The 13,166-nt window shown below is 64.8% G+C and carries 10 protein-coding genes; 5 read left to right on the top strand and 5 right to left on the bottom strand.

The genetic code is table 11. From position 1 onward, the window contains the following. Positions 1-42: 42 nt before the first annotated feature. The 4 genes from B6V73_RS07675 to B6V73_RS07660 are packed head-to-tail and all read left to right on the top strand — an operon-like array spanning position 43 to position 5,668. Positions 43-1,185 carry an AI-2E family transporter gene (locus B6V73_RS07675; RefSeq protein ID WP_077701263.1) on the top strand — a complete coding sequence of 381 codons (1,143 nt, stop codon included), beginning with the start codon at positions 43-45 and terminating at the stop codon, positions 1,183-1,185. Positions 1,186-1,187: 2 nt separating this feature from the next. Further along, positions 1,188-1,862 carry a DnaA/Hda family protein gene (locus B6V73_RS07670; protein ID WP_088724925.1) on the top strand — a complete coding sequence of 225 codons (675 nt, stop codon included), beginning with the start codon at positions 1,188-1,190 and terminating at the stop codon, positions 1,860-1,862. A gap of 50 nt (positions 1,863-1,912) precedes the next feature. Beyond that, on the top strand, positions 1,913-4,078 hold the full coding sequence (locus tag B6V73_RS07665; RefSeq protein ID WP_075775523.1) for an RNA degradosome polyphosphate kinase: 2,166 nt from the start codon (positions 1,913-1,915) through the stop codon (positions 4,076-4,078). 39 nt (positions 4,079-4,117) lie between these two features. Beyond that, positions 4,118-5,668, top strand: a complete 1,551-nt coding sequence (locus tag B6V73_RS07660; RefSeq protein WP_075775524.1) for a Ppx/GppA family phosphatase — start codon at positions 4,118-4,120, stop codon at positions 5,666-5,668. On the opposite strand, the gene B6V73_RS07655 is transcribed toward B6V73_RS07660, so the two are convergent. The 4 genes from B6V73_RS07655 to scpA all read right to left on the bottom strand — a co-directional run bounded on the left by B6V73_RS07655 (position 5,665) and on the right by scpA (position 10,170). Further along, positions 5,665-6,093: an AAA+ family ATPase gene (locus B6V73_RS07655; protein WP_206185570.1), complete on the bottom strand. Its 429-nt coding sequence runs from the start codon at positions 6,091-6,093 to the stop codon at positions 5,665-5,667. The genes B6V73_RS07660 and B6V73_RS07655 overlap by 4 nt on opposite strands. A 45-nt stretch (positions 6,094-6,138) precedes the next feature. Next, complete coding sequence (locus B6V73_RS07650; RefSeq protein WP_088724924.1) at positions 6,139-7,146, bottom strand: endonuclease/exonuclease/phosphatase family protein; 1,008 nt, start codon at positions 7,144-7,146, stop codon at positions 6,139-6,141. Beyond that, entirely contained in the window at positions 7,146-7,832 is a 687-nt protein-coding gene (locus tag B6V73_RS07645; RefSeq protein WP_075775730.1) for a TerB family tellurite resistance protein, read from the bottom strand. The genes B6V73_RS07650 and B6V73_RS07645 overlap by 1 nt, the downstream gene beginning before the upstream one ends. 208 nt (positions 7,833-8,040) lie before the next feature. After that, positions 8,041-10,170, bottom strand: a complete 2,130-nt coding sequence (gene scpA / locus B6V73_RS07640; RefSeq protein ID WP_075775527.1) for a methylmalonyl-CoA mutase — start codon at positions 10,168-10,170, stop codon at positions 8,041-8,043. Positions 10,171-10,548: 378 nt separating this feature from the next. Between scpA and B6V73_RS07635 the strand changes: the two genes are divergently transcribed. Then, positions 10,549-11,025, top strand: a complete 477-nt coding sequence (locus tag B6V73_RS07635; RefSeq protein ID WP_075775528.1) for a DUF4174 domain-containing protein — start codon at positions 10,549-10,551, stop codon at positions 11,023-11,025. A 98-nt stretch (positions 11,026-11,123) separates the two neighbouring features. On the opposite strand, the gene B6V73_RS07630 is transcribed toward B6V73_RS07635, so the two are convergent. Then, entirely contained in the window at positions 11,124-13,127 is a 2,004-nt protein-coding gene (locus B6V73_RS07630; protein WP_088720265.1) for an acetyl/propionyl/methylcrotonyl-CoA carboxylase subunit alpha, read from the bottom strand. Positions 13,128-13,166: the final 39 nt, after the last annotated feature.

Genomic DNA, 13,166 nt, shown 5'->3' with positions numbered 1-13,166 from the left:
TTCGCCACGTTAGAACGAACGCACCGCCGAGAAGGACCACGCATGGCCCTGCCTGCCCGCCAGCAAGTCACCTATTGGTCCGTCGCCGCCTTGGTGCTGGTCCTGTCGCTGTGGTGGCTGGGAAATGTCATCCTGCCGTTCATCATGGGCGGCGCGATCGCTTATTTCCTCGACCCGCTGGCCGACCGGCTGGAGAAGCTTGGCCTGAGCCGCGCGGCCTCCACCGCGATCATCGGGCTGGTGACGGTGCTGATCTTCGTGATCCTTGCACTGGCCGTGGTGCCGATGCTGGCGCGTCAGCTGGCGCAGCTGGTTGCGCTGGCGCCCGATCTTCTGTCGTCGTTGCAGGCCTTCCTGAACGAGCGGTTCCCCAACCTCCTGCAGAACTCGGTCGTGAACGACACGCTCAACAGCCTCGGCAGCGCAATCAAGGCGCGGGGCGGCGAGCTGGCGGCGACTCTGCTGAGTTCGGCGATGACGCTGGTCAACGTCGTCGTCTTCATCGTCGTGGTGCCGGTCGTGGCCTTCTACATGCTGCTCGACTGGGACCGGATGGTGGCCAAGATCGATGGCTGGCTGCCGCGCGATCACGTCCAGACGATCCGCACCATCGCGCGCGACATCGACCGGGTGCTTTCGGGCTTCGTGCGCGGCCAGGTCACGGTCTGCCTCGTGCTCGGCGGTTTCTACGCGATCGCGCTGATGGCGGCGGGGCTCGATTTCGGGCTGCTGGTGGGATCGGTCGCCGGCGCGCTGACCTTCATCCCCTATATCGGCGCGATCATCGGCGGAACGCTCGCCATCGGCCTCGCGCTGTTCCAGTTCTGGGGCGAGTGGTTCAATATCGGCATCGTGGCGGGCATCTTCGTGCTCGGCCAGTTTCTCGAAGGCAATTTCGTCACTCCCAAACTCGTGGGCGATTCGGTCGGGCTGCATCCGCTCTGGCTGATCTTCGCGCTGTCCGCTTTCGGCACTTTGTTCGGTTTTGTGGGCATGTTGGTCGCCGTTCCCGTCGCTGCGGTGATCGGAGTGGTTGCGCGCTTCTTCATCGACCAATATCTGCAAGGGGCGCTTTACCGAGGGCAAACGGAGCGCGAGCCAACAGCCCATCCGCCGATCTCCCTGATCAACGAGGAGACCGGGGAAGTGACGGGCGCGACCGAGACGACCGAACACGAGAACTGAGAATGGCCGAGCAGTTGACCTTCCCGCTTCACCTGCGTTCCGCGCAGGGGCGTGAAGACTTCTTCATCTCCCCAGCCAATGCGCTGGCGGTGACGACCCTCGACGCGCCCGAAGCATGGCCGCTGGGCCGGATGATCCTGATCGGGCCGGAGGGCGCGGGCAAGACGCATCTCGCGACGATCTGGGCCGACGAACAAGGCGCGGAGATTCTGCCCGCCCGCAATCTCACCGAAGATATGGCCCCCGCGCTGGTCGCCAAGGGCGCCGCCGTGATCGAGCGGGCCGAAACGCTCGGCGCCGACGAGGCGGGGCAACGCGCGCTCTTTCACCTGCACAACCTGATGCAGGCCGAAGGCGGGCGGCTTCTTCTGACCGCGCGCACACCGCCCCGCGACTGGGGATTGAGCCTGCCCGACCTGATCAGCCGGATGGAAGCGACGGCGACGGTGCGCATCACGCCGCCCGATGACGCGCTGCTGGCGGCCGTTCTGGTGAAGCTGTTCTCCGACCGGCAACTGACCGTGCCGCCGAACCTGATCGGCTGGCTGGTGACGCGGATGGACCGCTCTCTCGCGACCGCGCGCAAACTGGTCGCGGCGCTCGATCGGCAGGCACTCGCACAGCGCCGCGCGATCACGCAAAGACTAGCCGCCGAGGTTCTGGACAGTCTCGATTGAGCCGCGCAAACTGTCATGGAGCCATTACAAAATCCAACGATAAGCGCGCCATGACCCAAGCAGATTTCCTCAAGACCCCCTTCCCCACGCCGATCACGCTGCCCGAGGCGGAGATCAGCGGCCCCGGTCGTTTCTTCAACCGGGAACTGAGCTGGCTGGCGTTCAACTGGCGGGTTCTGGAAGAGGCGCGCAACCCGCGCGTGCCGCTGCTGGAGCGCGTGCGTTTCCTGTCGATCTCGGCCACCAACCTCGACGAATTCTACACCGTGCGCGTCGCGGGCCTGATGGAGCTTGTGCGCGAGAGCAACGTGAACCCCTCCGATGACGGGCTCACCCCCGCCGAGCAGTTGGAGAAGATCAACGCCAACGCGCGGCGGTTGATGGACACGCAGCAGGCGACGTGGTCAGCGCTCAAGCGCGAGATGGATCACGAGGGCATCCATGTCGTCACCCGCTCGCGTCTGACCAAGCGCGATCTCGACTTCCTGTCGGATCACTTCCTCAACAACGTCTTCCCGGTGCTCTCGCCGCTGGCGATCGACCCGGCCCACCCTTTCCCCTTCATCCCGAATACCGGCTTCTGCCTCGCGCTGGAACTGGAGCGCGAAAGCGACCAGCGCCGGTTGCAGGCGCTGCTGCCGATCCCGGCCCAGATCGACCGCTTCGTGCGCCTGCCGGGCGAGGCGCGGTTCCTGCCGCTCGAGCAGCTTCTGATGCTGCATCTGAGCTCGCTCTTCCCGGGCTACAAGGATGTGGGCTCGTGCTCGTTCCGGGTGCTGCGCGACAGCGATCTGGAAGTCGAGGACGAGGCCGAAGACCTCGTGCGCGAGTTCGAGACCGCGCTGAAGCGCCGCCGCCGCGGTCAGGTCATCCGCATGTCGGTCTCGCCGGGCGCGCCGGAAGACCTGCAGGCGCTGGTAATGCGCGAGTTGCATGTCGATCCCGAAGAGGTGGTCGAGGAAAAGGGCCTCGTGGGCATCGCCGATGTGAAGGAACTGATCCTCGGCGAGCGCCCCGATCTGCTCTGGCCGCCCTTCATGCCGCGCGTGCCCGAACGCGTGCAGGACCACGAAGGCGACATGTTCGCCGCGATCAAGCAGAAGGATATCCTTCTGCACCATCCCTACGAGACCTTCGATCTGGTGGTGCGCTTCATCGATCAGGCGGCGAACGACCCGAACGTGCTGGCGATCAAGCAGACGCTCTATCGGACGTCGAAAGACAGCCCCGTCGTGTCGTCGCTCTGCGAGGCGGCGGAGAATGGCAAATCCGTGACCGCGCTCGTGGAGTTGAAGGCCCGGTTCGACGAGGCCGCCAATATCCGCCAGTCGCGGCGGCTGGAGCGCGCAGGCGCCCATGTCGTCTACGGGTTCATCAACTACAAGACCCACGCCAAGATCTCGACCGTCGTGCGCCGCGAGGGCGACCATCTCGTGACCTATACGCATTACGGCACCGGCAACTACCACCCGATCACGGCGAAGATTTACACCGATCTGAGCTTCTTTACCTGCGATGCCGCGCTCGGGCGCGATGCGACCAAGGTCTTCAACTACCTCTCGGGCTATGTGCAGCCCGAGGGTCTCGAAAACATCGCGATCTCGCCTATCACGCTGAAGCCGCGCCTGCTGCAGTTGATCGACCGCGAGATCGAACACGCCAAGGCGGGAAAACCCGCCGCGATCTGGGCGAAGATGAATTCGCTGATCGAATCCGACGTGATCGACGCGCTCTACAAGGCCTCGCAGGCGGGGGTGAAAATCTCGCTCGTGATCCGCGGCATCTGCGGCATCCGCCCCGGCATCAAGGGCCTGTCCGAGAATATCCGCGTGAAATCCATCGTCGGGCGGTTCCTCGAACACTCGCGCATCGTGTGCTTCGGTAATGGCCATGCCCTGCCGTCGAACGACGCGCGCGTGTTCTTCTCCTCCGCCGACTGGATGGGGCGCAACCTCAACCGCCGGGTGGAGACGCTGGTCGAGGCCAAGAACCCCACGGTGAAGGCGCAGATCGTCAGCCAGATCATGGCGGCGAACATGGCCGACGAGGCGCAAAGCTGGATTTTGCAGCCCGACGGCAAGTTCATCCGCCACCTGCCCGACGACCGCGAGGACCTGTTCTCCTGCCACCGGTTCTTCATGGAATACCCCTCGCTCTCGGGTCGCGGTTCCGCTGGGGCAAGCGATGTTCCCGAACTTGCCCATAGCTTCGACTAGCCCTAGCTTTGGGGTCGAACGACTCGAACGGACGGGCACATGAGCAAAGACAAAGCGGCGCCGGCACTCGATGACAGCGACGATTGGGACCCGTTCGGCCAACCTCTCTTCGACGATCCGTCCGTGCGCGCGCTCTCGCGCGTCGGCGTCGTCGATATCGGCTCGAACTCGATCCGGATGGTGGTGTTCGACGGCGCGGCGCGCAGCCCGGCCTATTTCTTCAATGAGAAGGTCATGGCGGGTCTCGGTCAAGGTCTCGCAGAGACTGGCCAGCTGAACCCCGAGGGGCGCGAGCGCGGCCTGATCGCGCTCAAACGCTTTGCCGCGCTCGCCGAAGGGATGGAGATCGGCCCGCTCACCTGCGTCGCGACCGCCGCAATGCGCGACGCCGAGGACGGCCCCGAGTTTCACCGCAAGATCGAGAAAGAGACCGGCCTCAAGGTCCATATCGTCGACGGGCTCGAAGAGGCGCGCCTTTCCGCGCAAGGGGTGCTACTTGGCTGGCCCGAGGCCGAAGGCCTCGTCTGCGATATCGGTGGCAACTCGATGGAATTGGCCGAGATTCGCGGCGGCAAGGTCTGGCGCCGTGCCACCTCGCAGCTCGGCCCCTTCCGCCTGCAGCAGATCGCGGGCGGCAAGAAGGCCATCACCGCGCATATTCAGGCGACGATGCAGGAGTTGGCCGAGAAGGTCGGGACCGAGCATGAACGCATCTACCTCGTCGGCGGCTCGTGGCGCGCCATCGCGCGTCTCGACATGGAACGGCGCGACTATCCGCTGCTGGTGATGCACGAATACCGGATGAAGCCCGACGAGCTGGGCGAGACGATCGACTGGATCGGCAAGTCCGACCTCGAGAAGCTGCGCGCCAATACCGGCACCTCCGCCGCGCGGATGGAGCTGGTCCCGCTCGCGAGCCAGGTGCTGCGCGAGTTGATCGCGACCTTCCAGCCCAAGGAGATCGACGTCTCCGCCTACGGGATCCGCGAAGGGCTGCTTTACGAGCAGATGCCCGAACGCCTGCGCCGCCGCGATCCGCTGGTGGAGGCCGCGCGCCATACCGAGCGCGTGATGAGCCGGATGCCCGGCTTCGGCAAGAAGCTCCACGCCTTCATCGAGCCGATCTTCGGGCCGCTCCCGCCAGAGAAATTCCGCCTCGTGCGCGCGGCCTGCCTGCTGCATGACACGACGTGGCGCACCCATCCCGATTACCGCGCCGAGGCCTGTTTCGAGAACGTCACCCGAGCGAACTATTCAGCCATGTCCCACCCCGAGCGGATCTGGCTCGGCGTGGCGCTCCTGCACCGCTACAAGAACTCGCGCAACGGCTCGCGGCTGGAGCCGTTCCTGCCGCTGCTGACCGAAGAGCAGATCCAGGAGGCGGAAGTTCTGGGCAAGGCGATGCGCTTCGGCGCGATGTTCGCGACCCACAGCCCCGCCGATGCGGGCGAGTTGAAATATTCCGCCAAGAAGGGCGTTTTGGAGCTGAAGCTGACCAAGCGCGGCAAGGCGCTGATGGGCGAGGTCGCCGAGTCGCGCTTCCGCTCGCTCGCGGGCGCGCTGAAGGCCGATCCGATTATCACGGATTAGAGCTCGATCCCGCCCTCCGGGATTTCAATCGGCCCGCCTTGCTTCGGGTCGTCTCTTTGCGGCGCATCCTCCGGCGGCTCGGTCATCAGGGGCGGCGGCGGCGGCGCATCCGGGTCGCGCCGCATGATGATATCGCCATTGGGCAGGCGCTCGGGCGCGCCGTAATTCGCCATATCGTCGACCAGCGCGAGGAACTGGCGCAGCTTCGGCCCCAACTGGGCCGCGGCCTCCCCCAATCCTTTCTGCATCTCGTCGAGCTGCGGCTTCATCTCTCCCATCAGCCCGCGAAACAGCGTCTGCGCCCCTTCCTGCAACAAGGAGAATCCGCGATCGACATCGCCGCCAGCGTCGCCCCCCTCATCCTGCGCGGAGACGGGCGTGGCCAGAAGGGCGAACGAGAGAGCGATGACGAGCGGCTGTTTCATGGCTCCGATCCTACGCGGAAGCGGGACGAAAATCACGCCCCTCGCTCAGTCGATATCGACCGAGACGGGAAAATGATCGGAGGCCTGCAACAGCGCCTCGCGCAGCTCGGGCACGCGGTAGATATGCGGATCGTCGAACGGGTGCCAGATTCTCCACGCCGTCGTCCGCGCCGCCAGATCGGGTGAGAGCATCACGTAATCCAGCATGGCCGAGAAATACTGCTTCTGATCCACGAGATAGAACCGCGCGGAACTGGGCGCGGCGGCCGTATGATGGGCTTTCGACAGCCGCGCATGCGGGTCGCGGAGGCGCACCGCGTCGGGCCCACCCTCGCCCGCGACGATCTCGACGCCCGAGCGCCCGAACAGCTTCTCGTACTCGTCGAGCCCCGGACCGTCGTTGAAATCGCCGAGCACGATCAGGCTGTGGCCCGCCGCCAGATGCTCCTCCACGCGGCCCCGGATCCAGATCGACTGTGCCAGCTGCTTGCGCCGGTTCTCGATCGCCATGCGGGTCGCTGTCTCCAGGCTCGTCGCGCCATGCGGAGCTTTCGACTTCACATGCACGCCGATCATCCGCATCACCTCCCCGGACCGCGTCCCCAGAACGACTTCCAGGGGCGGCTTGGAAAAGGTGACCGTATCCATCCGCGCATCGATATCGAGGTCGATCCGGAGACTGCCGTCGAAACGCGGCCACGCCTCCGAGCTTTGCGGATCATGCCGCGCCGTCACGACATCGGGGTCGTAGAGCAACGCCAGTTCCTGCTGCGTGTCGTTGGAAAAGCCAAGAAGCGCGCGCCGCTGACGCAGCCCGAAGCGCTCCGCAAAGGCTTCGAGCATATCGACCGTCTTGTGGCGGTGGTTGTCGTCGGGCGCCTCGACCACCAGAAGCACATCGGCCTCCAGCGCGCTCATCACTATCGCGATCGCCCCGGTCTGCTGGCTGCGCGTCACATTGTAGCGCGCCGACCACTGATCATCGTCGAGTAGCGCCCCGTTACGGTCGAAAAGACTGTTGAACCACTCGATATTCCAAGTGGCGATCCGCATCAGGCGTCCGCATGGCTGGCGCGGATTTCCTCCCAGGCCTTGTTGAGCGCGATCACCCGCGCCTGCGACAGCTGCACCGCCTCTTCCGGCAGGCCGCGCGCAATCGCCCGGTCGGGATGGGCCTCGCGCACCTTGTTGCGCCAGACCTTGCGCACTTCGGGAAGCGGCGTGCCCGGTTCGACCTCGAGCACCGACCACGGATCGGGATCGGCATCCTCCACGAAGGCGGAGCGCATCGCACGGAAACAGCATTCCTCCAGCCCGAAGATCCGCGCGACTTCCAGCAGGAAGGCATCCTCGCCCTCGTGGTAATCGCCATCGGCCAGCGCGATGAAGAACAGCCCTTCGAGCACGTCTTTCAGAACGTCCGCGCCGGGACCAAACATGTTGGCGATCTTGCGGGCATAGGCGTCGAAGCCCGCCACATCGGTGCGCGCCATGTTGAAGACGCGCGCGGCATTTGCTTCCTCTTCCGGCGGGATCTGGAAGATGCGCCGGAACGCCGCGACCTCGTCGCGCGTCACCTGCCCATCCGCCTTTGCCATCTTCGCACCGAGTGCGATCACCGCGATGGTGAAGGCGACAGAACGCTCCGGCGGCTGGCGCAGATTGTCGAAAACGGTCGACAACGCCTCGCCCCGCCCGAGAGCGGAGAGTGCTTGCGCGATGCGCGACCAGAGAGAAATGGGCCTGTCCATGGTTCAAGTTTAGCCGCGCTGCGGCGGAAATGCACCCGCGCAAATCCGGCCTGTGATTAAATCGTTGTAATATTTTGAATGAACGGCGGCGCGCAGAGTTCCCCCGCGCGCCACTTAAGACCGATCAAGGTCGAAGTTCGGGCTTGACCAAATATCCCGGGGGGCGCGTCAGCGCGGGGGCAGAGCCCCCTCGCCCTCAGGCCCGCGCCTGCCGCACGATGTCGAGAATTTCGCGCGCGGCCAACGGGATATTGGTGCCCGGCCCGAAGATCGCCTTCACGCCCGCCTTCTTGAGAAAGTCGTAATCCTGCTGCGGGATCACGCCGCCGCAGATCACGATGATATCCTCGGCGCCCTTCTCTTTCAGCGCCGCGATCAGCTTCGGCGCGAGGGTCTTGTGACCCGCCGCCTGCGACGAAATCCCGACCACGTGGACATCGTTGTCGATCGCATCCTGCGCGGCTTCTTCCGGCGTCTGGAACAGTGGGCCCACATCGACGTCGAAGCCGATATCGGCAAAGGCCGTCGCGATCACCTTGGCGCCGCGGTCGTGGCCGTCCTGACCCATCTTCACTACCAGCATCCGCGGGCGGCGGCCCTCTTCCTCGGCGAAGGCCTCAACGTCCTTCTGGATCTGTGCGAAACCCTCGTCGCCGTCATAGGCCGCGCCATAGACACCTGCGAGCGTCTTCACCTCGGCGCGGTGACGTCCGAACACCTTTTCCATCGCCATTGAAATCTCTCCCACAGAGGCCCGGGCGCGGGCAGCTTCCACCGCCGCTTCGAGCAGGTTGCCACCTTCAGAGGCGCGGCGCGTCAGCTCGGCCAGCGCCGCCTCGCAGGCTGCCTCGTCGCGGCTTGCGCGCATCTTCTCGAGCCGCGCGATCTGGTTGTCGCGCACTTTCGCGTTGTCGATGTCGAGGATATCCAGCTCATCCTCGGTCTCGCGGCGATACTTGTTCACACCGACCACGACATCCTCGCCCCGGTCGATCAGCGCCTGACGCCGGGCGGCCGTTTCCTCGATGCGCAGCTTGGGCATGCCCGAGGCCACGGCCTTCGTCATGCCGCCCATCTCCTCGACTTCCTCGATCAGCTCCCAGGCCTTCTCGGCCAGTTCCGCCGTGAGGCTCTCGACGTAGTAGGAGCCCGCCAGCGGATCGACCACATTGGTGATCCCCGTTTCTTCCTGCAGGATCAGCTGCGTGTTGCGCGCGATCCGGGCCGAGAACTCGGTAGGCAGCGCAATTGCCTCGTCGAGCGCATTGGTGTGCAGCGACTGCGTGCCGCCCAGCGCTGCCGACATCGCCTCGTACGCCGTGCGGATCACGTTGTTATAGGGATCCTGCTCGGCCAGCGAGACGCCCGAAGTCTGGCAGTGCGTACGCAGCATCGAGCTTTGCGGCTTCTTCGGCTCGAACTCTTCCATGATCCGGCTCCACAGCAGGCGTGCTGCGCGCAGCTTGGCGGCCTCCATGAAGAAGTTCATCCCGATCGCGAAGAAGAAGCTCAGACGGCCTGCGAACTTGTCGACATCCATCCCCGCCTTGATCGCCGTGCGAACATATTCGCGCCCGTCGGCCAGCGTGTAGGCCAGCTCCTGCACGAGGTTCGCGCCGGCCTCCTGCATGTGGTAGCCCGAGATCGAGATCGAGTTGAACCGCGGCATCTCGTTCGAGGTGTATTCGATGATATCCGCGATGATCCGCATCGAGGGCTCGGGCGGATAGATGTAGGTGTTGCGGACCATGAACTCCTTGAGGATGTCGTTCTGGATCGTGCCCGACAGAACGCTGCGGTCATGGCCCTGCTCTTCGCCGGTGACGATGAAGTTGGCGAGGATCGGGATCACCGCGCCGTTCATCGTCATCGAGACCGAAATCTGATCGAGCGGGATGCCGTCGAACAGGATCTTCATGTCCTCGACGCTGTCGATCGCGACACCCGCCTTGCCGACATCGCCCTCGACGCGCGGGTGATCGCTGTCATAGCCGCGGTGGGTCGCCAGGTCGAAGGCCACCGACACGCCCTGCTGCCCGGCAGCGAGCGCCTTGCGATAGAAGGCGTTCGACTCCTCGGCGGTCGAGAAGCCCGCATATTGCCGGATCGTCCACGGACGGCCCGCATACATCGTCGCACGAGGCCCGCGCGTGAAGGGCGACAGGCCCGGCATGGTGCCTAGATGGTCGAGCCCCTCCACGTCCTCTTCGGTGTAAAGCGGCTTGACCGCGATCCCTTCGAGCGTGTTCCAGGTCAGGTCCTCGAACGGCCTGCCACGCAGTTCCTTCTCGGCGAGCTTGCGCCAGTCCTCTTTCTTGTCCGTCATGGCCAAATCCTTCTTCCACTGTCGCCGCGGCGGGTGTCTTCCCCGCATCTTCGGCCGTCATTTCCACGAAATTCAGTCCCGGCGGCGCGTGGCGCAGCCCGGTCATATGTCCCAGATCGCGGGTGTCCATCCGCGCACGGCACCCTATCGAAAGGCATCCGGCGCGCCTCGCCCGCCTCCGGTGCGTCGGCGTTTCGCATATCCGCTTCCCACGACAGCAGGCCCAAGCGGCACCTCGCCGCACGCCCCGCCCCCCGGCGCCAGTCTGCACCGCTGTTCCTAGCGGCGCGCTTAAAGGCCGCATTTCGCGAAAATTCGTAGCGCGCGCCATGGTGCGAGAGGTCCGCCGCGCATATATCTGGAACGAGAGAGGAGCCCATGACCCGTCTATTATCCCTTGGACTCGCTGCATTTCTTGCGCTGACGCCCTTCGCGGTCGCAGCCCAGGACAGCACCGTCAATCTTGCCGTGGCAGAGCCCGAGGTCACGCCCCCCTTCGCGCCGGTCGATGGGGCGGACGCGGATCTGGATGCACTCGTCTGGCAGAAGCGGCCCATCGTGGTCTTCGCCGACAGCCCCCTCGACCCGGCCTTCAAGGAACAGATCCGGTACCTCGAAGAGCATTGGTCGGAACTGGCCCAACGCGACGTCGTCGTCATCACCGACACCACGCCCGATCCGGCGAGCGACGTGCGGCGCAAGCTGCGCCCGCGCGGGTTCTCCCTCGTCATCATCGCGAAGGACGGCACGGTGAACCTGCGCAAGCCCGCCCCGTGGGATGCGCGCGAGATCATCCGCTCGATCGACAAGATGCCGATCCGGCGCGACGAGATCCGCGAAGAGCGCGGTTTCTGACCACATCCCCGCACACCACCGCGCGCCAATAGATCGTGCCCCGCCGTGGCGGGGTGAGCCGGTCGCCCGGCCTCCCTATGCCACGGCGCGGGCGTCACTTATTCGAACTCCATGATGATGTCGTCGACGGCAAGGCTCGCGCCCGCCTCGGCGTTGATCTTCTTCACGATGCCCTTCTTCTCGGCGCGCAGAATGTTCTCCATCTTCATCGCCTCGACAGTGGCCAGCGGCTGACCCTCCTGCACTTCCGCGCCCTCCTCGACCGAGATCTTCACGACGAGACCCGGCATCGGGCAGAGCAGGAATTTCGACGTATCCGGCGGCAGTTTCACCGGCATCAGCTGCGCAAGCTCGAACTGGCGCGGCGTGCGGACATGGACCTTCAGATCGGCGCCACGCACCCGGATGCGGAAGCCCATCGGGATCTTGCCGACCTTGAGGACCAGCGGCGCACCGTTCACGGTCAGTTCGGCCAGCGGGTCGCCCGGGGTCCAGTCGCTCTCGACGCGCATCTCTTCGCCATCCTCGAAGACGATGGTGGAGCCGTTGCGATCCGCATTCACCTTCAGCTTGAAATCCTCATCCTGCAGCGAGACCGCCCAATCCACGCCGACCTTGCGCTCGTGATTTCCGAGCGTGCCGGAGATCTTCGTGCGCCGAATCTCGGCCACGCGCTCCATCGCCGCCGTGGCCGCCGCGACCTTGCGCAGCATCCCCTCGTCGAGCGTGACGCCCGCGAACCCCTCGGGATATTCCTCTTCGATGAAGGCGGTGGTGATGTTGCCGGAGGTGAAGCGCTCGTGATCCATCACCGCGGCGCAGAACGGCAGGTTGTGACCGATGCCTTCCACCTCGAACTTGTCGAGCGCGAGGCGCATCTCTTCGATGGCCGCGTCGCGGGTCTCGCCCCAGGTGCAGAGCTTGGCAATCATCGGGTCGTAGAACATCGAAATCTCGCCGCCTTCGAAGACGCCGGTATCGTTGCGCACGATGCCGCCCGACGCGGTCTTGCCTTCCACCGGCGGACGGTAGCGGGTCAGACGCCCGATCGAGGGCAGGAAGTTGCGGTAAGGATCTTCGGCATAGAGGCGGCTCTCGATCGCCCAGCCGTTGATGCCGATATCTTCCTGCTTCATCGGAAGCTTCTCACCGTCGGCCACGCGGATCATCTGCTCGACGAGGTCGATGCCGGTGATCAGTTCGGTGACCGGGTGTTCCACCTGAAGACGGGTGTTCATCTCGAGGAAGTAGAAGTTCTTCTCGCCATCGACGATGAATTCCACCGTGCCCGCGCTGCAGTAATCCACCGCTTTCGACAGGGCGACGGCCTGCTCGCCCATCGCCTTGCGGGTCTCGGGGTCGAGAAAAGGCGACGGCGCCTCTTCGATGACTTTCTGGTTGCGGCGCTGGATCGAGCATTCACGCTCGTTCAGATAAACGCAGTTGCCGTGCTTGTCGGCGAGCACCTGAATCTCGATGTGGCGCGGCTGGGTAACGAATTTCTCGATGAAGATGCGATCGTCGCCGAAGCTGTTCGCGGCCTCGTTCTTCGACGACTGGAAGCCCTCGCGGGCTTCTTCGGCGTTCCACGCGATGCGCATGCCTTTACCGCCGCCGCCAGCGGAGGCCTTGATCATCACCGGGTAGCCGATCTCGTCGGAGATCTTCACCGCTTCATCGGCATCCGCGATCAGCCCCATGTAACCGGGCACGGTCGACACGCCGGCCTCTTTCGCGAGCTTCTTCGAGGTGATCTTGTCGCCCATCGCCTCGATCGCGCCCGAGGGCGGGCCGATGAAGGCGACGCCCTCTTTTTCCAGCGCCTCGGCGAATTTCTTGTTCTCCGACAGGAAGCCGTAGCCCGGGTGAACCGCTTCGGCGCCGGTCTGGCGGATCGCATCCATGATCTTGTCGATCACGATATAGGATTGGTTCGCGGGCGGCGGACCGATATGCACCGCCTCGTCGGCCATCTGGACATGCAGCGCCTGCGCATCGGCATCGGAATAGACGGCGACCGTCTTGATCCCCATCTTCTGCGCCGACTTGATGACGCGGCAGGCGATCTCGCCACGGTTGGCGATCAGGATTTTCTTGAACATGTCAGGCCCTTCCCTTCCGGTGCGGGAGGGGCATCCCCC

The organism is Thioclava sp. JM3 (assembly GCF_002213185.1).
Classification (GTDB): domain Bacteria; phylum Pseudomonadota; class Alphaproteobacteria; order Rhodobacterales; family Rhodobacteraceae; genus Thioclava; species Thioclava nitratireducens.
This window is presented reverse-complemented; position numbering and strand designations above follow the sequence as displayed.